Genomic DNA, 22,950 nt, shown 5'->3' on the forward strand with positions numbered 1-22,950 from the left:
TTCCTGTCGAATGAGACCGGTGAGGTGATAGGTGGAATCCTAGGGGCCGAAGCGGTGTGTCATCACGCGGATACGTGTTTGATCTGGAGAATGAGACCCCTTTTGGGTGGCTGACGGCCGGAAAGCTTGCCAACGACCCGGGCAAAGCCCCCAGAAGACACCGGAACGTCCCCGACGCGCTACCCGTCTGACGATTTGCCACCCGATCGTGGGGCACCGACCGAGGCGCCCGCCTTGACCCCGCCGTCCTTGCCGGCCGTCGGCGCCTCGAAGGACTCCAGCGCCTCCAGGACGTCCTGGACCCGTGAGATCTCGGCGTTGATGTCCTCGCGCCGGCGCACCAGGATCTCCAGCTCGCGCTTGCCCTCCTCGACCGTGCGCCGGGCCTCCCGGATCGCCTCGGCCTTCAGCTCCTCGGCCTCCTTGACCAGCCTGGCCTTCTTCTGCTCGGCCTCCTTGAGCAGCCCCTCCGCCTTCTTGACGGCGGCGATACGCACCTTGCCCGCCTCGGAGTTGGCATCGGACACCATCTCCTTGGCCTTCGCCTCCGCCTTGGCCAGCTGCTCCTCGGCGGCCTTGATGAGCGCGTCGCAGCGGTCACCGGTGGACTTCATCGTCTCGGCGGCCTCGCGGCGGGCCCGCTCGTGCAGCTCCTCGATCTCGGTCGTGATGCGGTCGCGCAGCTCCTCGGCCCGCTCCCTTATCGCGGTCGCGTCCCGGCGGGCACCGACCAGCAGCTCGTCCGCGTCCGTACGGGCCTTCTCCACCAGGGAGTTGCCCTCGACGGTCGACTCGGCGACGATCCGCTCGGCCTCGCTGCGGGCCGCGCCCACCATCGTGTCGGCCTGCGACTCGGCGTCCGCGGTCGTCTTCAGCGCCTGCTGCTGCGCCTCGGTGAGCAGCTTGTCGGCCTCGGCCGTGGTCTCCGTGATGAGCGTGTCGACCTGCTCGGCCGCCTCCGAGCGCCGCTTGTTGGCGTCCTTGCGGGCCTCGTCCAGGGTCCGGTCGGCCTCCTCGCGCGCGGAGTTGACGAGCCGCTCCGCCTCCGCCTCCGCCTCCGACCGCAGCCGCTCGGCGTCCGCCCGCAGCCGCTCGGCGTGCTGCTGGGCCGAGCCGACCGTCTCCGCCGCCTCGGCGCGCAGCCGCTCGGCGTCGTCGGTGGCCTCACCGATCAGCTGCTCGGCGCCCGCCAGCGCCTCCGCGCGGACCCGGTCCGCCTCGGCCACGGTCTCCGACTGGAGCCGCTCGGCCTCGGCCAGCGCCTCGGTGCGCACCCGGTCGGCCTCCGCGGCCGTCTCGGTCGTCAGTCGCTCGGCCTCGCTGCGGGCCTCGGTGATCAGGGTGTCCGCCTGCGTCGCCGCGTCCGAGCGGATGCGGTTGGCGTCCTCGCGGGCGTCCGCCCGGGTGCGGGCCGCGCTCTGGTCGGCCTCGGCGAGCGCGTCGGAGGCCTCGGTGCGCACACGCTGGCTGTACTCGCCCGCGTCCGCGCGCAGCCGCTCGGCCTCCGCGATCGCCTCCGCGACCGTACGCTCCGCCAGCGCCTTCGCGGCCTCCGTCTCCTCGCCGACCTCGCGGCGGATCCGGGCGGCGTCCTCGCTCGCCCGCTCCCGCTCGGCGTAGGCGTCGGCGCGGACCCGGTCCGCCTCCTGTTCGGCCTCCCGCTTCGTCCGGTCCGCCGCGTGCTCGGCGGCCGAGCGCAGCCCGGTGATCTCCTCCTGCGCCTGCTCGTGCAGCCCGGCGACGGAGTCCCGCACCTGCTGGGCGTGCTGCTCGGCGGCCGAGACCATCTCGGTGGCGCGCCGGTCGGCCTCCTCCACCAGCCGGACCGCCTCAGCCTGCGCCTCCTCGACCCGCTTGCGGGCGGAGGCCAGCAGCTCCTCGCTCTGCTCGCGGGCGCGCAGCCGCTCCTGGCCGGCCTCCTCGCGCGCCGAGCCGAGCGTCTCCTCGGCCTCGCGGCGGCGCCGGGCGGCCTCCTCCTGCGCGGCGGCCAGCGTCTCGGATGCCTCGGTGGCGAGCCGCTCGGCGGCGGCCTGCGCCTCCGTGCGCACCCGGTCGGCGCTCTCCTGCGCCTCCGTCTTCAGCCGCTCGGCATCGGCGCCGGCCTCGGAGCGCAGCCGTACGGCGACGGACTCGGCCTCGGCGCGGGAGGCGGACGCGTCGGCCGCGGCCTCGTCGCGCAGCCGCTCGGCCTCGGCCTCGGCCTGCTGCTGGAGCGTACGGATCCGCTCGGCGGCCTCCGTGCGCAGCCGCTCGGCCTCCTCGGCGGCCTCCCGGCGGATCCGGGTGGCCTCCTCGCGGGCCTCGCCGAGCGCCTGCTCGGCGGAGTCCAGGCGCTCCTGTGCCTCGCTCTGGAGCCGGGTCAGCTCCTCGGCGGCCTCGGCGCGGCGGGCCTCGACCGCGCGCTCGGTCTCCTCGCGCAGCTCGCGCGCCGCGCTCTCGGCGTCCGTGCGGACCGTCTCGACCTGCGCCTCGGCCTCGGCCCGCAGCCGCTCGGCCTCCGCACGGCTGCGCTCCAGGGTCTCGTCGGCCTGCCGGCGCAGACCGGTGGCCCGCTCGATGGCCTCGGTGCGGACCTTCTCGCTGTCCGCGGCCGCGCTCTTGCGCAGCTCGTCGGCGTCGACCCTGGCCTTGGCCAGCAGCTCCTCGGCGGACTTGGCGCCCTCCTCGATCTGCGTGACCGCCTCCCGGCGGGCCTCGGCACGGATCGACTCGCCCTCGGCGACCGCGTCGGCGCGCAGCTGCTCGGCCTCGCCGCGCAGCCGGCGGGCCTCCTCCTGCAGCTCGACCGTCTTGGCGCGGTACTCCTTGGTGTCGTCCTTCGCCGCGCCCTTGAGCTGCTCGGCGATGTCGTGCGCCTCGGCGCGCAGCCGGTCCGCCTCGGCCTCGGCCTCGGTACGGATCCGCTCGGCCTCCTCGGCGGCGGCCCGGGTGGTCCGCTTGGCCTCCTCGGCGGCCTTGTCGAGCACGTCCTCGGCGGTCTTGGCCGCCTTCGACAGCTGGGTCGCGCTCTCCTCGGCGGTGATCGTACGGGCCTTCTCGGCGGCCTCGGCGACGATCTTCTCGGCCTCGGCGCGGGCGTCCGCGACCAGCTGCTCGGCATCCGAGCGGGTGGTCTCGGCCTCCTTGGTGGCCTCCTCGACCAGCCGGGCGACCTGCTCCTTCGCCGTGCGCGTGCGCGTCTCGTTCGCGGCCTCGGCGCTCGACAGGGTCTTCGCGGCCGTCTGCTCGGCCTCGGTGACCAGCTTCTCGGCCTCGGCCTGCGCCTTGCGCAGCGCCTCCTCGGCCGCCGCCATCCGCTCCTCGGCGGCCCGGCTCAGCTCGGCGGACTGCCGGCGGGCGGCGTCCGACTCGGTGACCGTGGAGGAGCGCAGCTGCTCGGCGTGGTCGGTGGCCTCCTGGGCCTGCGTGGACGCGGCGTTCAGCAGCCGCTCGGCGTCCGTGCGGGCCCGGCGCAGGATCTGCTCGGCCTCCGCGCGGGCCGCCTCGGCGTCGTTCGTGAGCCGCTGGCGGGCCTCGTCGGTCAGCCGCTCGGCCTCCGCGCGGGCGGCGGCCAGCGCCTGGTCGGCCTCCGCGCGGGACTCGTCCAGCAGCCGGCGGGCCTGCTGCTCGGTGCGGGCGCGCAGCTGCTCCGCCCAGGCCACGTTCTCGTTGACGTGCGACTCGACCGTCGAGCGGCGCTCGGCCAGCTCCTGGTCGAGCTGCTGGCGCCGGGTCACCGCCTCCTGGTGCAGCTCGGCCTGGAGACGGGCGGCCTGCTCGGCGTGCTCCTGGAGGATGCGCTGGGTCTGCGCGCGGGCCTCCGCGGCCATCCGCTCCGCCTCCTGGCGCAGCTGGTCGGCCTGCATCTGGGCATTGCGGAGCAACTGCTCGGCCTGGTAGCCGATGTCGCCGCCGTCGAAGGCGGGCCGGGTCATGAGGGTGCGGCGCGCCTCGTGCAGCTTGGCGCGCAGCACCTCGACCTGGTAGCCGAGGTCCTCGGCGTGCTGGATCGCCTTTTCCCGCTCGGTCCTCAGCCGCTTCATCTCGGCCTCGAACCGAGAGAGGTGGTCGACGTCAGCCGCCGGCTCTCGCTCCTGGCTCTCGTAGCCCCGCACTGCGCGGTCCCATCCGTCCCCTGGTCAGCTTCTGCAACGAGCTCCGTCCAACCGCCGAACGGGGCCCCCGGGGAATGGTGTCAGATCAACGGCGGAGCACGGGCTGCTGCCCCGACGCTCGTCCCCCGAAAACCCGGACCCCGGCATGCGGCCGTCCCCCGCGTTCAGAGACGACCGCCCCCAACCCTACCGGCCCTTATGTACGGGAGTCAGTGCTCAGTGGACTCAACAGGGGCCGAAGTGACCAGTTCTGTCAGGACACCGTGGCAATCCTTTGGATGCAGGAAGGTGATCCGCGACCCCATGGAGCCGATCCGGGGCTCCTGGTAGAGGACCCGGACGCCCTTGCCGCGGATCTCCTCGGAGTCGGCGTCCACGTCCGCCGTGCCGAAGGCGATGTGGTGGACGCCCTCGCCGTTCTTCGCCAGCCACTTGCCCACGGCGGAGTCCTCGCGGGTCGGTTCCAGCAGCTGGAGGTAGGAGGCGCCGCCGTCCGACGTCTCGTTGATCTTGAGCATGGCCTCGCGCACGCCCTGCTCCTCGTTGACCTCGGTGTGGAACACCTCGAAGCCGTACGTGGCCCGGTAGAACTCGACGGTGGCGTCGAGGTCGTGGCAGGCGATCCCGATGTGGTCGATTCGCGTCAGCATGGATTCAGTGCAGCGCCCTGCGGGTGGTTACGCAACGTGCGCGCGATCACACCGACGGGCCGGTGACGGCACGGAGTGCCATCAGTACATTCGAAGTAAACCCTCGTTCACTCCTCGGCCGCGCAGGCCGGTAAGGGGATCGCAGCTCATGCCTTCTGGAACGACCAGCTCTGTGATCGTCGCGGGCGCGCGCACGCCCATGGGACGACTTCTGGGCTCCCTCAAGTCCTTCTCGGGCGCCGACCTCGGCGGCGTCGCGATCAAGGCCGCCCTCGACCGTGCGGGGATCGGTGGCGACCAGGTGCAGTACGTCATCATGGGCCAGGTGCTGCAGGCCGGCGCGGGCCAGATCCCGGCCCGCCAGGCGGCGGTCAAGGCCGGCATCCCGATGAGCGTCCCGGCGCTGACCATCAACAAGGTGTGTCTGTCCGGCCTCGACGCCATCGCGCTCGCCGACCAGCTCATCCGCGCCGGTGAGTTCGACATCGTGGTCGCGGGCGGCCAGGAGTCCATGACCAACGCCCCCCACCTGCTGCCGAAGTCCCGCGAGGGCTTCAAGTACGGCGCCGTCGAGATGCTCGACGCGATGGCCCACGACGGCCTGACCGACTCCTTCGAGGGCATCGCCATGGGCGAGTCGACCGAGAAGCACAACACGCGTCTCGGTATCCGGCGCCCCGAGCAGGACGAGATCGCCGCGCTGTCCCACCAGCGGGCCGCCGCCGCGCAGAAGAACGGCGTGTTCGAGGCCGAGATCACCCCGGTCGAGATCCCGCAGCGCAAGGGCGAGCCGGTCGTCTTCAGCAAGGACGAGGGCATCCGCGCCGACACCACGGTGGAGTCCCTGGGCAAGCTGCGCCCGGCCTTCGCCAAGGACGGCACGATCACGGCCGGTACCTCCTCGCAGATCTCGGACGGTGCGGCGGCCGTGGTCGTGATGAGCAAGGCCAAGGCCGAGGAGCTGGGCCTGGAGTGGCTCGCCGAGATCGGCGCGCACGGCAACGTGGCCGGACCGGACAACAGCCTCCAGTCGCAGCCCTCCAACGCCATCCTGCACGCCCTGAAGAAGGACGGCCTGGAGGTCTCCGACCTCGACCTGATCGAGATCAACGAGGCCTTCGCCGCGGTCGCCGTGCAGTCAATGAAGGACCTCGGTGTGTCCACGGAAAGGGTGAACGTCAACGGCGGCGCCATCGCCCTGGGCCACCCGATCGGCATGTCCGGTGCCCGTCTCGTCCTGTCCCTGGCGCTGGAGCTCAAGCGCCGCGGCGGCGGTACCGGCGCGGCCGCGCTGTGCGGTGGCGGCGGCCAGGGTGACGCCCTGATCGTGCGGGTACCGAAGGCCTGAGCAGTACTTTCTCGCGAGTGAACGGAGCTGTTTGATGCAGGACGTCTCCTCTCTGGTGGCCCAGGCCAGGGACGGCCGGCCGCGTGCCGTGGCCCGGCTGATCTCCCTGGTGGAGGGGGCGTCCCCGCAGCTCAGGGAGGTCATGGCGGCACTGGCCCCGCTGACCGGCAACGCCTATGTGGTCGGCCTGACCGGCTCGCCCGGCGTCGGCAAGTCCACCTCGACCTCCGCACTCGTCACGGCGTACCGCAAACAGGGCAGGCGGGTCGGCGTCCTGGCCGTCGACCCGTCCTCCCCGTTCTCCGGCGGCGCACTGCTCGGCGACCGCGTCCGGATGTCCGACCACGCCTCCGACCCCGGCGTCTACATCCGCTCGATGGCCACCCGCGGCCACCTGGGCGGCCTGGCCTGGGCGGCCCCCCAGGCCATCCGGGTCCTCGACGCGGCGGGCTGCGACGTGATCCTCGTCGAGACGGTCGGCGTCGGCCAGTCGGAGGTCGAGATCGCCTCCCAGGCGGACACGTCGGTCGTCCTGCTGGCCCCGGGGATGGGCGACGGCATCCAGGCGGCGAAGGCCGGCATCCTGGAGATCGGCGACGTCTACGTCGTCAACAAGGCGGACCGGGACGGCGCCGACGCGACGGCCCGCGAGCTGAACCACATGCTGGGCCTCGGCGAGGCCCGCGCCCCAGGCGACTGGCGCCCGCCGATCGTGAAGACGGTGGCGGCGCGCGCGGAGGGCGTCGACGAGGTCGTGGAGGCCCTGGAGAAGCACCGCGCGTGGATGGAGGAGCACGGCGTCCTCGCCGAACGCCGCCGGGCCCGCGCGGCCCGCGAGGTGGAGACCATCGCGGTCACGGCCCTGCGCGAACGCATCGGCGACCTGCACGGCGACCGCCGTCTCAGCGCGCTGGCCGAGCGGATCGTCGCGGGCGAGCTGGACCCGTACCGCGCGGCGGACGAGCTGGTGGCGGGCCTCACGCGGGGCTGAGCGCTGGCCGACTCCCGCGCCCGGCAGCTATCTTGACCGGCATGTCCCTCTCCTTGGCGTAGAGCGCGCACCGGACCGCGAGGCCGTACGAACGACCGGCCCTCGCGTCCCTCGGTGTCCCCTCTTCCGCCTCGACCAGAGGAACATCCGCATGCCCCCGCGCGGCCCTCGTACGCCGCCGTCCTGCGCCTGCCCCACGCCCGCCGCGCCTTCGCCTCCGCCCTGACGGCCCGCCTGTCCTACGGCACGGTGTCCGTCGCGATGCTGCTGTCCGTCACCCGCGCCACCGGCTCCTACGCCGTCTCCGGCGCCGTGATGTCCCTGTTCGGCGCCACGATCTTCCTGATGCCGGTCAAGGCGTCCCTGATCGACCGCCATGGCCCGCGCCGCGCGCTGCTCCCCATGGCGACCGTCCACGGCGCCGTCCTGTGCGTCCTGGCCGCCCTGACCTGGCGCCCGGGCGCACCGGCGGCGCTCATCGCCGTGGCCGTCGCGCTCGCGGGCGCGTGCGCGCCGCCGCTGGGCCCGACGATGCGGGCCGTGTGGGCCGAACTGGCCCCGGAGCCGGGCATGCTGGCCCGCGCCTACAGCCTGGACGGGGTCGCCGAGGAACTGCTGTACGTCTCCGGCCCGGCGCTGGTCGGCGCGCTGACGGGCGTCGCCCCGCCGGCGTCCGGGATCCTGCTGAGCGCACTGCTGATCGTGTGCGGCACCTGTGTCTTCGTCACGTCACCGGGGCTGCCGGGCCCCCGCCCCGCCGCGCTCGGGCGAACGCCCGGCTCCCTCTCCGGCCTGCTGGTCCCGGTCGGCGTGGCCGCCGGCGCCGGACTCGCCCTGAGCGGCGTGGAGCTGCTGGTGATGGCCTTCGCCACGGCGCGTTCCCACGACACGGGCCCGGTGCCCTGGGTCCTGGGCGCGCTCTCCGCGGGCAGCGCGGTGGGCGGGCTGGTCAACGGGGCGGTGCGGTGGCGGGCACCGGCCCGGGTACGGCTGTGCCGGTTCGCGGTGGGGCTCGGCCTGGTGATCGCCGCGGCGGGCCTCGCTCCGGGGCTGTGGAGCCTGACGGCGGCGATGGCCTGCGCCGGTGCGTTCATCGCTCCCACGCTGACCACGGCATACCTGCTGGCCGACGAGTCGGCGGCCGAGGGCGCCCGGACACGGGCGGGCGCCTGGGTCAACACGGCCGTGAACGCGGGGAGTTCGGGCGGGGCGGCGGCGACGGGTCTGTTGCTCGGCCGCCTCCCGCTGGGGGTGTGCTTCGCCCTGGCGGGCGCCACGGCGCTGATCAGCGCCGTCGGCACCCTCGGCCGCTCGGGCCGCGGACTCAGGGACGCCCCCGCTGCCCTCTGAGGTGCTCGGCGATCGGCTTCAGGGCCTTGTCCAGCTCCGTCAGCGCCTCCGGCGACAGCAGATCGATGAAGTGCCGTCGCACGGAGGCGACATGATGTGGCGCCACCTTCTGCATCGTCTCCATGCCGTGCTCGGTCAGTACCGCGTACAGCCCGCGCCGGTCGGACTCGCAGTTCTCACGGCGCACCAGGTTCGCGCTCTCCATCCGCGTGATCTGGTGCGAGAGCCGGCTCTTGGACTGCAGCGTGGCAGTGGCGAGGTCGCTCATCCGCATCCGTACGTCGTCGGACTCGGACAGGTTCACGAGGATCTCGTAGTCGTTCATCGTCAGGCCGAACGGCTGAAGATCCTTCTCCAACTGGTACGTCAACAGCCTGTTGACCTCCAGGTGGGTGCGCCAGGCGCACTGCTCCGCATCGGTCAGCCAGCGCGTGGCCGTCTCGGTCTCCATGAATGAAGTCTACCTAAGAAGTTGAATGCCGAACTACTTTGGATGATGTGACAGTGCGCACGCGTTCGATGTCACACTCCGCAGACTACCGCTCACAGCCCGAAGCGACGCTGGAGGTCCCCCAGCTGTCCGGGAAGGCGCGGTGCGCCCGGCGGTTGCTGACCGTGTCCGCCCGGCCCCGGAGCGCCACCTCCCGGCACGCCCGGCTCCGCCGGCACGACCCCCGTCGCCGTCTCGTCCATCAGGCTCTCCGACGACTGCAGCAGGACCGTCCCGGCGCCCACGAACTCGAACTGGTGCTCCTCGCCGGACACCCCGCCGAAGCCCGTCATCGCACGTAGACCGCCCAGGACGCCCGTCAGGTACCCGTGGTCGTAGTGATGGCACGGGGACGGGCAGTCGGCCCACCCGACGAGCGCCTGCGGGTCGACCCGGATCGGAGGTTCCATGAACACCACCGGACCGTTAGATGCGGCCACAAACTTTCCGGTTCCGATAAGGGTCAGAAAACCCGGCACGATCGATTGCTTCAGCGCGAGACTTGGCTGAAAAGCGAGCAGGTTGCCCGCGCGAATGGTCAGGTTCCCGTCGTCGAGGTCATAGGAATTGACGTCGAAGGCCCGGTCGGCGAGCAGCATCTTGCCCGAGCCCTCGGCCACGACCCAGTCGCTTGCGTGCAGTGGCGAATGGAACGAGGTACGGACAAGTCGGTCGAGTCGCCCGTGCCCGATCCCGTTGAACTCGATCGCCCCGTAGTAGGCGATCATCTTCCCCTTCTGCAGGAACCACTGCCCGCTCTTCAGCTCGACACAGAACGTGTACGCGTTCACGTTGTCGTCGACGGGCAGGGTCATCGGGTCGTGCACGACCGGTCCGACCGGTCCGCCCGGTCCCGCGCCCGGCGTTCCGTACGTGCTCACAGCTTCTCCTCCGACGCCTGGACGAACACCGTGCCGCTGCCGCTCAGCTCCAGCTGGAACGCCTCGCCCGAGCCCCGGCCCACCATCTCGCGCCAGCCGAGCGCGGCCGACAGCCTGTTGCGCACCTCGCCGTGGTGGGCGACGTAGGCCTGCGGGTCGACGTGGACCGGGCGCTGCGGGGTGATCGGGAGCTCGAAGACACCGCCGTGCGCCATCACGGCGACCGAGCCCTGCCCCTGGAGCGTCGTCGTGAACAGACCCTGACCGGTCACCTGGCCCCGGACCAGGCCCATCACCCCGCCCTGCGAGCCCATGAACATCGTCCCCTGCCGCAGCGTGCCCTCGAAGGCGAGCAGCCGGTCCGCCTCGACGTACAGGGTGTCGCCCGTGAGGTGGATGACGTGGACGTGGTGGCCGCCGTGCCCGAAGAAGACGGTCCCGCTGCCCTCGACCGACATCAGCGGGGTCGCCTCGCCCGCCACCCGGCGCCCGAGCATGGACATCAGCCCGCCCTGACCGCCCTGGATGTTCGGCGTGAAGGACACGTCCCCCCGGTACGCGAGCATCGCCCCGCGCTGACTGAACAGCCGCTGCCCGGGCAGCACCGTCGCCTCGACCATCTTGGAGTTGATCTCCCGGAACGCCATCTCTACAGATCCCCCGCGATCGTGTTCCGCTCGCTCGGCTGCACGTACACCAGTCCGTCGCCCTCGAACCGGATCTGGAAGGCCTCGCCGCCGCCCTCCCCGAGGAACGTGCGGAACGTCACGCCGGACTGGAAGGACTGCCGGACGTTGCCCTGATGGGCGATGTACGCACCCGGGTCCACGGTCAGCGGGTACTGGGGGCTGACCCGGAGCGCCACCGCCGGACCGTCCGACAGCAGTGCCGCCTGCCCGTGCCCCTCGACCGTCGTCGTGAACAGGCCGTTGCCCTGCGAGGCGCCGCGCAGTCCCGTGAACGTCGTCCCGGTGCGCAGAGCGGCGTCCGTCACGAGCAGGTTGCTCGACTCGACGTAGAGCTTGTCTCCCGTCAGGCTCACGAGGTTGATCTCCGAGGCGCGGTCCGCGAACCAGCACGTCCCCTGCCCCTTCACCTCCATCACCGTCATCTGCTCACCGGTGAGCCGGCGGGTCACCATCCCGCGCAGCCCCTCACCCCCGCCCGTCAGTTTCTTGAAGGACATGCTTCCGTCGTACGCGACCATCGAGCCGTTCTTCGCCTTCACGGCGTCCCCGGTCATGTCGACGGCGAGCACCTTGCTGCCTTGAAGTCGGAACATCGCCACGCAGCGAAACTAGCGGCGGCGCGGGTGGACGGAACAGGGTCCCCGGGTGGATACCGACCCTGAGCGGACCCCTAGGGCCGGCGTTTGCCACAATGGGGCAACGTTTGTGCACGCATTCACAAAGCGTCGACGACTCCCCACCGAAGGTGACCTGTGGACATCAAGACCGCCACCGCCCTCCGCCGCCTCCGCCTGGTCTCGGCCCCGGAGGCCGTGTCCTTCCTGATCCTGCTCGTGTGCTCGGTGCTGAAGCGGACCACGGACTTCAACGCGGTCCCCGTCATGGGCGGGATCCACGGCGTCCTCTTCATCCTCTACGTGATCTTCTGGGCCGATGCCTGGAACCGCACCAAGTGGCCCCTGAAGACCGGCCTCTTCTACTTCGTGCTGTCCGTGCTGCCCACCGGCGGCTTCTTCGCGGAGCGCAAGCTGAAGCGCGCCGCTGAGGACGAGGTCATCGCCGCGCGTGCCCGTAAGGAAGGGGTCGTGAACGCATGATCGTCGCCTTCTCCGTGACGCCCCTGGGTGTCGGCGAGGACGTGGGGGAGTACGTCGCCGACGCCGTCCGCGTGGTGCGCGAGTCGGGGCTGCCGAACCGCACCGACGCCATGTTCACCTCGATCGAGGGCGAGTGGGACGAGGTCATGGACGTCGTCCGGCGCGCCGTCGCCACCGTGGAGGAGCGCGCCCCGCGCGTGTCGCTCGTCCTCAAGGCCGACATCCGGCCCGGCGTGACGGACGGCCTGACCTCCAAGGTCGAGACCGTCGAACGGCACCTGGCCGGTCAGCCGGACCCCTCGTTTTGAGCGGCACGCCCACCGCGTTGTACTTTCCCCTGTCGATGCTCTGAGCGATCACTTCAGAGCACGTTCTGACCTGGGGGAACACCATGAGTGTCGGTATAGGGACACACATACGCGCCGACCTGGACACGCTGTGGGCGCGCACCCAGGATCCCGACGCACGCCGGCGCTGGGACCTCCGGTTCACCGCGATCGAGGAGCTGCCGGGCGCGGCGGGTGAGCCCCGGCGGTTCTCCTGCACCGCGCGCGTGCTGCCGTTCCTCACCGTGTCCGGCACCGGTCACGCGGCGGACGAGACGGACCGCCCCGACGGCACCCGCACCTCCGCCGTGCGCTTCTCCTCCCCGCACCCGCTGTCCCTGATCGCCGAGGCGAGCGCCTACTGGCGCTACGTGCCCGACGCCCACGGCGTCCGCCTGGTCACCGGCTTCGACTACCGGCCCCGCTGGGGCGCCTTCGGCGCGGTCGCCGACCGGGTGCTGCTGCGGCCGCTGACCGGCTGGGCCACGGCCTGGTCCCTGGACCGGCTGCGGCTCTGGCTGGAGCGGGGCATCACCCCCGAGCGGGCCCTGGCCAACTGGCTCGCCGAGCTGACGGTCCGCGCGCTGGTCCTCACGGTGTGCCTGACCGGGCTCGGGCTGGAGTCGCTGCTCCGGCTCTTCGGGCGGTTCGCGGACACCGTGGCGTATCTGTGTCCGCTGCTGCTGGTCGTGGCCAGCTCGCTGGCGCTGTTCAAAGCGCCGCTCGGGTGCACGCCGGCCGCGCGCAGGTGTGTGAGGGAGAGCGCCGGGGAGGTCCGCGCGCCTCGGGTGCTGCGCATGCTGGAGCAGTACGGCTGAGACCCGGGGTCAGCTGCCGGCGGCCAGCGCCATCCCCAACGGCGTTCTCTCGTACAGCACTTGATGGCCGTACCGCCGTGACGTCAGCAGACCCGCGTCCCGCAGCACGGTCAGGTGGGACGACACCGACGACGGGGCGAGGCCCAGGCGGTGGGCCAGCGCGGTCGTGGCCGCCGGTTCGTCCAGCGCGGTCAGCACGGCCGCCCGGTTCGCGCCCAGCAGCCGTACCAGCGCCGCGGGGGTCCGCTCGCCCGGATCCGCCCACAGCCCCGCCAGCCCCCGGGCCGGATACACCACCGTCGGCTGCCACGGGGGCTCGAAGCCGGTGACCACGTCGGGCCAGGAGAACACGCTCGGCATCAGCACCAGGCCCTGGCCGGCGAGGTCGCGGGCGTACTCCCCGCGCAGGGCCAGCGTGAGCGTGCGGCCGTCCCAGGACAGCCGCCGGTCCAGTTCCGGCAGCAGTGTGCCGAGGCCCACCTCGGCCAGTCTGCGCGAGTGGAAGGCGACGTCCGCCTCCAGCAGGGCCCGCAGCCGGAGCCAGTCCGGTTCGATCAGCACATGCCAGGCCTCCTCCACGGCGTCCGCCAGCTCCGCGATCATGCGGGCCGGATCCGCCAGCCAGGCCCGGCCCCGCGGCGACCGCAGCGCCCCCGGGGTGCAGGCCAGGGAGAGGGCGGTGTCCTCCCGTGCCGCCTCCGGGTCGCAGGCCCGTACGGCCGCGATCTCCTCCTCGAAGGTCGCCGCCGGGCCGATCGGCGGCGGCCCCAGCCAGTCGGGGGAGTGGCCCCGGCGGGGCATCAGCAGCCACAGCGGGGCGAGGTCGAGCCCGGCCGCGGCCGCGCGGATCCGGCGCAGCCAGGGTGCGTGATAGCCGTGCCGGTCCGGGCGCTTCAGGGTGCGCACGGCCTCCTGCGTCTCCCACATCGGCGAGATCGCGAACCGGCAGCGCAGGAAGTCGGCGTCGCCGAAATGCAGATGCGAGGGCACGGGCCACCTTCCGGAAGAGCGCGAAGACGCGGGCGAAGATTCGGCTGGAGCCGAAAATCTAGGGCCTCCGGTCCGCCCTCCGCCACGCTCCCCGCATGTCCGCACCACCGCAGACGGCCCCGGCGCCCGCCGGATACGGCCGTGTCCTCGCCGTGCCCGAGTTCCGGGCCGTCTTCGCCGCGCACGTGCTGTCCATGCTCGGCGTCATCGTCAGCGAGATCGCGCTCTCCGTCCTCGTCTACGACCTCACCCGCTCGCCCCTGCTGAGCGCGCTCACCTTCGCCCTGGGCTTCCTGCCGTACGCCGTCGGCGGCACCCTGCTCGCGCCCGTCGCCGACCGCTTTCCGGCCCGCCGGGTGCTGGTCGTCTGCGACCTGGTGTGCGCGGGCTGCGTGGCCCTGATGACGGTGCCGGGCACCGGGACCGGTGTCCTGCTCGCGCTGCGCTGCGCGCTCGCCGTCGTCTCCCCGGTGTTCGCCGGCACCCGCATGGCCACCCTCGCCGACGTCCTCGGCGGCGGCGACCTGTTCGTGCTCGGCCGCTCCCTGCTGCGGATCGTCGCCCAGAGCGCGCTGCTCGTCGGCTACGGCCTCGGCGGGCTCCTCCTCACGGTCCTCACGCCCCGCCACGCCCTGCTGATCACCGTCGCCGGCTTCCTCGGCTCCGCCACCCTGCTGCGCTGCGGCACCCGGCGCCGGCCCGCCCGCACCCGGGACCGTGCGGATGCGCCGGCAGGTCTGCGCGGCCTCGCGACGGACCGCCGGATCCGGGTGCTGCTGCTCGTCTTCTGGCTCCCGGCGGCGTTCTCCGTCGTCCCCGAGGCGCTGGCCGCGCCGTACGCCGACGCGCTCGGCAGCGGCTCCGCCGGGCTCGGGCTGCTGATGTGCGCGCTGCCCGTCGGCACGGTGGCCGGCGAACTGTTCGCCGGTGCGCGCCTCACGCCCGCGCACCGGGAACGCGTCGCGCTCCCCCTGCTGTGCCTGACCCTGCTGCCCTACCTGGGCTTCGCCCTGCGCCCCGGGCTCGTCGTGTCCCTGCTGCTCCTGCTGGTCTCCGGGGCCGGCTCGGCGTACACCCTGGGCCTCGACCAGTGGTTCGTGCGGGCCGTGCCCGACGAGCGGCGCGGGCGGGCCATGACCGTGCTCAGCGCCGGGCTGATGACCGTCCAGGGCGTGGGCATGGCGCTGGCCGGGGTGGCGGCGCAGGCGGTGGGGGTGCGGGCGGCGGTGACGGGGGCCGGCTCGCTCGGTGTGCTGTGCTGCTGCGGGCTGGCCCTGGCGGTCCGGGCGACCGAGGACCGAGACGGGGCTGCCCGGGATATGACCGGCCGGTAGGGTCTGATGACGTGCCCAAGCCTCTCAGCCTCCCCTTCGACCCCATCGCCCGTGCCGACGAGCTCTGGAAGCAGCGCTGGGGAAACGTGCCGTCCATGGCCGCGATCACCTCGATCATGCGGGCCCAGCAGATCCTGCTCGCCGAGGTGGACGCGGTGGTCAAGCCGTACGGGCTGACCTTCGCGCGCTACGAGGCCCTGGTGCTGCTCACCTTCTCCAAGGCCGGCGAGCTGCCGATGTCCAAGATCGGTGAGCGGCTCATGGTGCATCCCACCTCGGTGACGAACACCGTGGACCGGCTGGTGAAGTCCGGTCTGGTGGCCCGGCGGCCCAACCCCAACGACGGCCGCGGCACCCTCGCCGTGATCACCGACAAGGGCCGTGAGGTGGTCGACGCGGCCACCCGCGACCTGATGGCGATGGACTTCGGGCTCGGCGTGTACGACGCGGAGGAGTGCGCGGAGATCTTCGCGATGTTCCGTCCGCTGCGGGTCGCGGCGCACGACTTCGACGAGGACTGAGACGAGGACCGAGGCGACGGCCGACCCCGGCCAAGATCTGCCGGAACGGGTGGTTACGCTCGACTCCATGAAAAAAAGTGTGCTGACCCGCTACCGCGTCATGGCCTACACCACGGGTGTCCTGCTGGTACTCCTGTGCCTGAGCATGATCGCGAAGTACGGGCTGGACATCAGCGGTGCCGCCGACGTCACGCGCGTCGTCGCCATCGCCCACGGCTGGCTGTACGTCGTCTACCTCGTCGTCGCCTTCGACCTGGGCTCCAAGGCCAAGATGCCGGTCGGCCGCCAGCTGTGGGTGCTGCTCGCGGGCACGATTCCCACCGCCGCCTTCTTCGTCGAGCGGCGGCTCACCCGCGAGCTGGAGGCCAAGGTCACCGACCGGGCCCCGGTCGCCGCGAAGGCCTGAGACACCGCGCGACTCCACCGCCGTACGAGCGCCCCTCGCGTGCCGTGCGGCGGTCAGCCATCGACATTTACTAGGACGTCCAAGTAAATTCGAGGGTATGGACGCTCACGCCATCGAGGAAGGCCGCCGGCGCTGGCAGGCCCGCTATGACGCCGCGCGCAAGCGCGACGCTGACTTCACCACGCTCTCCGGTGATCCCGTGGAGCCGGTGTACGGTCCCCGGCCGGGAGACACGTACGAGGGATTCGAGCGGATCGGCTGGCCCGGGGAGTACCCCTTCACGCGCGGGCTCCATCCGACCGGATACCGCGGCCGCACCTGGACGATCCGGCAGTTCGCCGGGTTCGGCAACGCCGAGCAGACCAACGAGCGCTACAAGATGATCCTGGCCGCGGGCGGCGGCGGTCTGTCCGTGGCCTTCGACATGCCGACGCTGATGGGCCGCGACTCCGACGACCCGCGCTCGCTCGGCGAGGTCGGGCACTGCGGCGTCGCCATCGACTCGGCCGCCGACATGGAGGTCCTGTTCAAGGACATCCCGCTCGGCGACGTCACCACTTCCATGACCATCAGCGGGCCCGCCGTGCCCGTCTTCTGCATGTACCTGGTCGCCGCCGAGCGCCAGGGCGTGGACCCGTCGGTCCTCAACGGCACGCTCCAGACCGACATCTTCAAGGAGTACATCGCGCAGAAGGAGTGGCTCTTCCAGCCCGAGCCGCATCTGCGCCTGATCGGCGACCTGATGGAGCACTGCGCGGCCGGCATCCCCGCCTACAAGCCGCTGTCCGTCTCCGGCTACCACATCCGCGAGGCCGGCTCGACGGCCGCTCAGGAGCTGGCGTACACGCTCGCGGACGGCTTCGGGTACGTCGAACTCGGCCTCAGCCGCGGCCTGGACGTCGACGTCTTCGCGCCCGGCCTCTCCTTCTTCTTCGATGCGCACCTGGACTTCTTCGAGGAGATCGCCAAGTTCCGCGCCGCACGCCGCATCTGGGCCCGCTGGATGCGCGACGTGTACGGCGCGCAGAGCGACAAGGCGCAGTGGCTGCGCTTCCACACGCAGACCGCCGGCGTCTCGCTGACCGCGCAGCAGCCGTACAACAACGTGGTGCGTACGGCCGTGGAGGCGCTGGCGGCGGTGCTCGGCGGGACCAACTCGCTGCACACCAACGCCCTGGACGAGACCCTCGCGCTGCCGAGCGAGCAGGCGGCCGAGATCGCGCTGCGCACCCAGCAGGTGCTGATGGAGGAGACCGGGGTCGCCAACGTGGCCGATCCGCTGGGCGGTTCGTGGTTCGTCGAGCAACTGACGGACCGGATCGAGGCGGACGCGGAGAAGATCTTCGAGCAGATCAAGGAGCGGGGCCTGCGGGCGCACCCCGACGGGCAGCACCCGATCGGGCCGATCACCTCCGGGATCCTGCGCGGGATCGAGGACGGCTGGTTCACCGGCGAGATCGCCGAGTCCGCCTTCCGCTACCAGCAGTCGCTGGAGAAGGGCGACAAGCGGGTCGTGGGCGTGAACGTCCACACCGGGTCCGTCACCGGGGACCTGGAGATCCTGCGGGTGAGCCACGAGGTGGAGCGCGAGCAGGTGCGGGTGCTCGCCGCGCGCAAGGCCGCCCGGGACGAGAGCGCCGTGCGGACCGCCCTGGACGCCATGCTGGCCGCGGCCCGCGACGGCTCGAACATGATCGAGCCGATGCTGGACGCCGTACGCGCCGAGGCGACGCTGGGCGAGATCTGCGGGGTGCTGCGGGACGAGTGGGGGGTGTACACGGAGCCGGCGGGCTTCTGAGGGCGAGCGGCGGGCGAGCGGCCGGTGGGCGGAGGGGTCAGGCGGACGAGGCCAGTCCGCCGATCAGGACGCGCGTGAAGCTGCGCACCCACTCCTCGTCCGCCGCCTTGCCGCTGACCAGGGTGCGGTGCACCACCGCACCCGCCACCACGTCGAAGATGAGGTCCACCGTGCGGGCGGCCTCCCGCGGATCGGGTTCCGGCGGGAGTTCGCCCCGTTTCTGTGCCCGCGCGCGGCCCTGGAGGACGAGGCGCATCTGGCGCTCCACGATGGAGGAGCGGATGCGCTCGCGCAGGGCGTCGTCGCGGGTGGCCTCGGCGACCACCGCCATCAGGCCGCTCTTGGCCTCCGGGCGGGCGAGGATCGCCGCGAACTGGAGCACGACGCCCTCGATGTCGTCGGCCAGGCTGCCGCGGTCGGGCAGCTCCAGTTCGTCGAAGAGTTCGGCGACCGCGTCGACCACCAGTTCGTTCTTGCCGGCCCAGCGGCGGTAGAGGGTCGTCTTCGCAACCCCGGCCCGCGTCGCCACGTCTCCCAGGGTCAGCTTGGACCAGCCCAGCTCCACCAGCGCCGCCCTGGTCGCGGCCAGGATCGCGGCGTCCGCGGCGGGGTCGCGCGGGCGCCCGGTACGGCTGGCGGGGGTGCGGCTCTGCATCCCTTGACCATAACGGGCGGGTCCTGTGGTGTCGTGAGGGAGATCACCGGGGGGTGGTGTCGCGCGGGGTCCCCATGGCATTACGCTACGAGTCGTAGCGAAAGCGCGTGAGAGCAGCCCGTGACGGACGTACGCGGGCGCGATCATGAGGCGTGGGGTGGGGACCCGGCGCCCCGGGCGCACGACTTTTTCATTCCGGCGCGGTGACGGGGGAGGATAGACGCATGCAGCCACGGAACATGTCCATGAGCGGCGTCGTCGACCTCGCCGCGGTGAAGGCGGCCCAGGAGGCCAAGGCCAAGGCCGAGCAGACGCGCGCCGAGGCCGCCCGGCAGGGCGGCACGGGGGCCGTCGCCCCGGCCGATCTCGTCATCGACGTCGATGAGGCGGGCTTCGAGCGCGATGTCCTCCAGCGCTCCGCCGAGGTCCCGGTCGTCATCGACTTCTGGGCCGAGTGGTGTCAGCCCTGCAAGCAGCTGAGCCCGGTCCTGGAGCGGCTCGCCGTCGAGTACAACGGGCGCTTCCTCCTCGCCAAGATCGACGTCGACGCCAACCAGATGCTGATGCAGCAGTTCGGGGTGCAGGGCATCCCGGCGGTGTTCGCCGTCGTCGCGGGCCAGGCACTGCCGCTCTTCCAGGGTGCGGCCGGCGAGCAGCAGATCCGGGAGACGCTGGACCAGCTGGTGCAGGTCGCCGAGCAGCGCTTCGGGCTGACCGGCCTGACCGTCGACCCGGACGCCGAGCCGGGCGAGGCGCCCGCGCAGGAGCAGGCGGGGCCGTACGACGCGGCGCTGAACGCGGCGGCCGACGCCCTGGACGCGGGCGACCTGGCCGGTGCCGTCCGGGCGTACCAGAACGTGCTGGCCGACGACCCGGGGCACCCGGAGGCCAAGCTCGGCCTGGCGCAGGCCGAACTGCTCCAGCGGGTGCAGGGCTTCGACCCGCAGAAGGTGCGCCAGGAGGCGGCCGAGCGGCCGAAGGACGCCGACGCGCAGATCGCCGCGGCCGACCTGGATCTGGTGGGCGGGCATGTCGAGGACGCCTTCGGGCGCCTGATCGACACCGTGAGCCGCACCGCGGGCGACGACCGCGACAAGGTGCGGCTGCGGCTGCTGGAGCTGTTCGACGTCGTGGGCCAGGAGGACCCGCGGGTGGTCGGGGCGCGCAGGGCGCTGGCCCGGGCGTTGTTCTGACCAGTCACTAAACGCCACGGCTTGTGATGCCGGGGTGAAAGATTTGCCGACGAGACGTCAGGGCGGCCCCGCTTTACCAAATCTTGGTAATTGCGGCCGCTGTTACTCGGAGTAAATCGAAGCCGTTGGTCTGTCTGGTTTTATCCAGGGATCAACGGCTTTGCTCTGCCCAGAGTTGCAACCGTGTGTCGCACTCCGAGATCGGCGGGTCGTCCTACGGTTATCCCGCCGTTACTACCGAGTAACGAAGCCCCTTGTGTCACGGGCGAGAATGCACCACGATCGGCGACGCTCGGTCCATTCCCGTACCCCGGCAACCGGTCGGGTCACGGGGACTCTGGGTCCCCACCGAGCAGAGCCGGCGGCAGTGGCGCCGGCTCTTGGGCAGGGGGGTCTTCGCCGGCCGGCGAAGCCTGTCCAGCAAGGTTGTGCGTGATGCGTGTCAGGCGCGACCAGTGGTTGTCGCTCGGGGGTGATCGCCGGTGATCGTGGCGCATTTCGCGCCACCGGGCGCAGGCGCTCCCCTTCCGAGGACGTAGCACTTCTCCCATCCCTGTCCGGCCGAGCCGTCCACCGCGGTTTCCGGACCAGGAGATGTACGTCCGAGAAGGAGGAAATATGGAGTCCCAGGTGCGTGGCGGGACCAGATGGAAGCGGTTCGCTGTGGTCATGGTGCCCAGCGTCGCCGCCACGGCGTGCATAGGTGTCGCCCTCGCGCAGGGCGCTCTCGCCGCGTCGTTCAGTGTCTCCGGCCAGTCGTTCAAGGTGACGGCGGACCGGCTCGACGGCACGGGCTTCGAACAGTACGGAGCGATCGACTCGGGCTACACGCTCGACGGCCAGAAGACGGCTCACCCCGTCGCCGTCTCGGCGTTCAAGTCCGCGAAGATCACGAACATGTGCCAGTCCGTCGTGACGCCGAACATCCCGGTGTTCGGCTCGGTCAGCCTCACGCTGAAGGCCGGCGCGTCCACTCCGGTCGAGGCGTCGAACCTCTACATCGACCTCGATGACCTGAGCGCCGACGCGACGTTCAACAACATCGACATCGGTGTGGCCGCCAAGGACGCCGGCAAGGGTCCGGGCATGAAGGGCGGCAGCGAGCAGTCCAACCCCTACGGGTTCGCCCAGCAGGCCGACTCGGCCACGCTGACGAACGTGAAGCAGACGGCGTGGGCGACCACCGCCGGAACCTTCAAGCTCAGCGGTCTGCACATGTCGGTGTCCACGGGAACGCACGAGTGCTACTGAGCACTCGATGACGGGCGGGGGGCAGGTGGCGCCCCCGCCCGTCCACTCCTCGGGCGTCCTTCGCGCCCGGGGCACATCACCGCCACAGCAACACCGCAACAGGGAGCTGTTTTCCATGAGCGCCGAGACCCCTGCCGCCCACCCCGGCCAGTTCACCTACCGGAGGCAGCAGTTCCGCGCCTGGCGTGGTGCGCGTCCGTTCTGGGCCGGTCTGTTCGTCCTGCTCGGCGGCTTTCCGATCATGTACTTCCCGTACGCGCATCTCCAGATCGGCCATCTCACGCTGGCGATGGCGACCACCGCCGGTGCCGGATCCCTGATCATCGGTGTGCTGCTCGTCGTCCTGGGCATCAGCCTCTGGTTCCAGAAGCACGTACGGACCTTCGCGGGAGTCGCCGCGATCCTGCTGGCGCTGGTGTCCCTTCCCGTGTCCAACTTCGGCGGCTTCGTCATGGGCTTCCTGCTCGCCCTGATCGGCGGAGCGATGGCCGTGTCCTGGGCGCCGGGCGTTCCTCCGCAGCCGCAGCCGGGGCAGGATGTCCCCCCGGCCGGGGGTGAGACGCCGGGCGAGGCCCCCTACGGCTTCGACAAGGGCATGGCCACGGACGGCGTGGGCGAGAACGACCTGTCAGGAACGAGCCCGGCCAACGGGGCGAACGGGAGGCACAGTGCCGGCTGACGAGGCGACCCGCGAGACCGAGGTGGACGGGTCCCGTGAGAGAACCGGGCCCCGCCACGCGGCACCCAGAAAGCCGCTGTTCACCAGGTTCCACATGCCCGCCGGCAAGGCGATAGCCTCGGTGGCGATGCCGACCGCGGTGCTGATGGGCATGGGCTTCACGTCCACGCTGGCGCTCGCCGACAGCGGCGGCAGCCCGTCCCCGTCGACGACCTCGAAGAGCCTGACGGCGGACGAGTACAAGAACTGCGTCAAGCAACTGGCCGGCAAGGACAGCTCGGCCTCGCCGACGCCGTCCGCCTCCGCCAGCGCGTCCGACTCGGCCACGCCGTCCCCCTCGGCGAGCGCCGGCACCAAGGGCTCGGACACGTCCTCGTCGTCGCCTTCGTCGTCTCCATCGGGTTCGTCGTCTTCATCGGGTTCGGGTTCCGGCGGCAAGGCCACCCCGACGCCGAGCGCGACCTCCGGCTCCGGCGGCTCGGGTTCGGGCAGCGACTCGGCTTCGCCGTCGCCGTCCGCGTCCAAGAGCGGCGGCGGTCTGCTGGGCACCATCGGCGACACGCTCGGCGGCCTGCTCGGCGGCGGCACGGACTCCGGCTCGTCCGCGAGCTCCTCGCCGTCGGCGACCCCGTCGGCCAGCGCGTCCCCGAAGGCCTCGGGCGCGTCGGCGAGTTCCTCGGGGTCCACCGGCTCCAAGCTCGCCGACACGGTCAAGGACACCGCCTCCAAGGCGGGCACGACCGTCACGGACACGGTGAAGAACGCCACCGGCACGGTGTCCAAGACGGTCGCCGACACGACCAAGGCGGCGAAGGACGCGGCCGCGTCGGCCACCCCGAGTCCGTCGGCGAGCGCCGGCACCCCGGCGGGAGACTGCCCGGCGGCCACGACCGACCAGAGCGGCGTCGACAACCAGGTGCCGGTAGCGGACGACCCCTGGTACCTCAACGCCAGCTCGCTGCTGCTCAAGAGCGCCGACTACCAGGGCATCGTCGAGGTGAAGACGGCGTCCGGCACCACCAAGAAGGTGCTGAAGTACGTCATCTCCGGCGGCACGGACATCGGTGACCTGCACCAGACGGTGAACGACAAGCTGTCCGGCAAGGTCTACCACGTGCAGGCGTCCAAGGGGTCGACGTCCACCATCACCGGCGGCTCCACGACGATGTACACGGAGAGCATCTCGGGCAATCTGTTCGGTCTGATCCCGATCACCTTCAGCCCGGACAGCCCGCCGCCGCTCAACATCCCGCTGATCTACTTCACCAACGTGAAGGCCGTCCAGGCCGCCCAGTTCGGCGGCAACCTCCACGTGCCCGGGATGCACGTCTACACGACCGACAACTGACCGGTCGCACAAGCCCGTTCGGGAGCCGCACAAAAGCCGAG

Annotated in this window: 22 protein-coding genes; 14 read left to right on the forward strand and 8 right to left on the reverse strand. The window is 71.7% G+C overall.

Annotated elements, in window-relative coordinates; translation table 11 throughout:
• Positions 1–179: 179 nt before the first annotated feature.
• Both scy and mce read right to left on the reverse strand, forming a co-directional pair.
• Positions 180–4,094, reverse strand: coding sequence for a polarized growth protein Scy (scy, locus tag ACFC8N_RS19825; protein WP_376288902.1), 3,915 nt, complete (start codon positions 4,092–4,094; stop codon positions 180–182).
• Between the two features lie 209 nt (positions 4,095–4,303).
• Positions 4,304–4,744 carry a methylmalonyl-CoA epimerase gene (gene mce / locus ACFC8N_RS19830; RefSeq protein ID WP_356027805.1) on the reverse strand — a complete coding sequence of 147 codons (441 nt, stop codon included), beginning with the start codon at positions 4,742–4,744 and terminating at the stop codon, positions 4,304–4,306.
• A 148-nt stretch (positions 4,745–4,892) separates the two neighbouring features.
• Between mce and ACFC8N_RS19835 the strand changes: the two genes are divergently transcribed.
• The 3 genes from ACFC8N_RS19835 (at position 4,893) to ACFC8N_RS19845 (ending at position 8,433) form a co-directional block, all read left to right on the forward strand.
• A complete protein-coding gene (locus ACFC8N_RS19835; RefSeq protein WP_356027807.1) occupies positions 4,893–6,092 on the forward strand; it encodes an acetyl-CoA C-acetyltransferase in 1,200 nt (399 codons plus the stop codon).
• A 34-nt stretch (positions 6,093–6,126) separates the two neighbouring features.
• Positions 6,127–7,083, forward strand: coding sequence for a methylmalonyl Co-A mutase-associated GTPase MeaB (meaB, locus tag ACFC8N_RS19840; RefSeq protein ID WP_356027809.1), 957 nt, complete (start codon positions 6,127–6,129; stop codon positions 7,081–7,083).
• Between the two features lie 114 nt (positions 7,084–7,197).
• Positions 7,198–8,433, forward strand: coding sequence for an MFS transporter (locus ACFC8N_RS19845; protein ID WP_376288903.1), 1,236 nt, complete (start codon positions 7,198–7,200; stop codon positions 8,431–8,433).
• Here ACFC8N_RS19845 and ACFC8N_RS19850 read toward each other — a convergent pair.
• From ACFC8N_RS19850 to ACFC8N_RS19865, 4 genes are all read right to left on the reverse strand, one after another.
• A complete protein-coding gene (locus ACFC8N_RS19850; RefSeq protein ID WP_356027813.1) occupies positions 8,408–8,884 on the reverse strand; it encodes a MarR family transcriptional regulator in 477 nt (158 codons plus the stop codon). The two genes, ACFC8N_RS19845 and ACFC8N_RS19850, sit on opposite strands and share 26 nt — an antisense overlap.
• Before the next feature lie 92 nt (positions 8,885–8,976).
• Positions 8,977–9,804 carry an AIM24 family protein gene (locus ACFC8N_RS19855; protein WP_376288904.1) on the reverse strand — a complete coding sequence of 276 codons (828 nt, stop codon included), beginning with the start codon at positions 9,802–9,804 and terminating at the stop codon, positions 8,977–8,979.
• Positions 9,801–10,451 (reverse strand): AIM24 family protein, encoded by a 651-nt coding sequence (locus ACFC8N_RS19860; RefSeq protein WP_362818789.1) that lies wholly within the window; start codon positions 10,449–10,451, stop codon positions 9,801–9,803. The genes ACFC8N_RS19855 and ACFC8N_RS19860 overlap by 4 nt, the downstream gene beginning before the upstream one ends.
• Before the next feature lie 2 nt (positions 10,452–10,453).
• A complete protein-coding gene (locus tag ACFC8N_RS19865; protein ID WP_356027818.1) occupies positions 10,454–11,086 on the reverse strand; it encodes an AIM24 family protein in 633 nt (210 codons plus the stop codon).
• Positions 11,087–11,245: 159 nt separating this feature from the next.
• Between ACFC8N_RS19865 and ACFC8N_RS19870 the strand changes: the two genes are divergently transcribed.
• From ACFC8N_RS19870 to ACFC8N_RS19880, 3 genes are all read left to right on the forward strand, one after another.
• On the forward strand, positions 11,246–11,590 hold the full coding sequence (locus ACFC8N_RS19870; protein ID WP_356027820.1) for a DUF3817 domain-containing protein: 345 nt from the start codon (positions 11,246–11,248) through the stop codon (positions 11,588–11,590).
• Entirely contained in the window at positions 11,587–11,898 is a 312-nt protein-coding gene (locus tag ACFC8N_RS19875) for an MTH1187 family thiamine-binding protein (RefSeq protein ID WP_376288905.1), read from the forward strand. The genes ACFC8N_RS19870 and ACFC8N_RS19875 overlap by 4 nt, the downstream gene beginning before the upstream one ends.
• Before the next feature lie 83 nt (positions 11,899–11,981).
• A complete protein-coding gene (locus tag ACFC8N_RS19880; RefSeq protein WP_356027823.1) occupies positions 11,982–12,734 on the forward strand; it encodes an SRPBCC family protein in 753 nt (250 codons plus the stop codon).
• A 9-nt stretch (positions 12,735–12,743) separates the two neighbouring features.
• Here ACFC8N_RS19880 and ACFC8N_RS19885 read toward each other — a convergent pair whose 3' ends face one another.
• Positions 12,744–13,724, reverse strand: a complete 981-nt coding sequence (locus ACFC8N_RS19885) for a DUF5937 family protein (protein ID WP_376288906.1) — start codon at positions 13,722–13,724, stop codon at positions 12,744–12,746.
• A 95-nt stretch (positions 13,725–13,819) separates the two neighbouring features.
• Between ACFC8N_RS19885 and ACFC8N_RS19890 the strand changes: the two genes are divergently transcribed.
• The 4 genes from ACFC8N_RS19890 to ACFC8N_RS19905 all read left to right on the forward strand — a co-directional run bounded on the left by ACFC8N_RS19890 (position 13,820) and on the right by ACFC8N_RS19905 (position 17,783).
• Positions 13,820–15,058 carry an MFS transporter gene (locus ACFC8N_RS19890; protein WP_376288907.1) on the forward strand — a complete coding sequence of 413 codons (1,239 nt, stop codon included), beginning with the start codon at positions 13,820–13,822 and terminating at the stop codon, positions 15,056–15,058.
• Positions 15,059–15,069: 11 nt separating this feature from the next.
• Complete coding sequence (locus ACFC8N_RS19895; protein ID WP_356027829.1) at positions 15,070–15,579, forward strand: MarR family transcriptional regulator; 510 nt, start codon at positions 15,070–15,072, stop codon at positions 15,577–15,579.
• A gap of 67 nt (positions 15,580–15,646) precedes the next feature.
• Complete coding sequence (locus ACFC8N_RS19900) at positions 15,647–15,985, forward strand: DUF3817 domain-containing protein (RefSeq protein WP_356027830.1); 339 nt, start codon at positions 15,647–15,649, stop codon at positions 15,983–15,985.
• 97 nt (positions 15,986–16,082) lie between these two features.
• Entirely contained in the window at positions 16,083–17,783 is a 1,701-nt protein-coding gene (locus ACFC8N_RS19905) for a methylmalonyl-CoA mutase family protein (protein ID WP_356027832.1), read from the forward strand.
• Between the two features lie 37 nt (positions 17,784–17,820).
• Here ACFC8N_RS19905 and ACFC8N_RS19910 read toward each other — a convergent pair whose 3' ends face one another.
• Entirely contained in the window at positions 17,821–18,438 is a 618-nt protein-coding gene (locus ACFC8N_RS19910; RefSeq protein ID WP_362818797.1) for a TetR/AcrR family transcriptional regulator, read from the reverse strand.
• Positions 18,439–18,662: 224 nt separating this feature from the next.
• Between ACFC8N_RS19910 and ACFC8N_RS19915 the strand changes: the two genes are divergently transcribed.
• From ACFC8N_RS19915 to ACFC8N_RS19930, 4 genes are all read left to right on the forward strand, one after another.
• Entirely contained in the window at positions 18,663–19,631 is a 969-nt protein-coding gene (locus ACFC8N_RS19915; protein ID WP_356027836.1) for a tetratricopeptide repeat protein, read from the forward strand.
• Between the two features lie 618 nt (positions 19,632–20,249).
• Positions 20,250–20,882 (forward strand): DUF6230 family protein, encoded by a 633-nt coding sequence (locus ACFC8N_RS19920; protein WP_356027838.1) that lies wholly within the window; start codon positions 20,250–20,252, stop codon positions 20,880–20,882.
• Positions 20,883–20,997: 115 nt separating this feature from the next.
• Positions 20,998–21,561 carry a DUF6114 domain-containing protein gene (locus ACFC8N_RS19925; protein WP_356027840.1) on the forward strand — a complete coding sequence of 188 codons (564 nt, stop codon included), beginning with the start codon at positions 20,998–21,000 and terminating at the stop codon, positions 21,559–21,561.
• Complete coding sequence (locus ACFC8N_RS19930) at positions 21,551–22,909, forward strand: hypothetical protein (RefSeq protein WP_376288908.1); 1,359 nt, start codon at positions 21,551–21,553, stop codon at positions 22,907–22,909. Before ACFC8N_RS19925 ends, ACFC8N_RS19930 begins: the two co-directional genes overlap by 11 nt.
• The last annotated feature ends 41 nt before the right edge of the window (positions 22,910–22,950 follow it).

It is taken from the genome of Streptomyces sp. NPDC055966 (assembly GCF_042269865.1).
Taxonomy (GTDB): Bacteria; Actinomycetota; Actinomycetes; order Streptomycetales; family Streptomycetaceae; genus Streptomyces.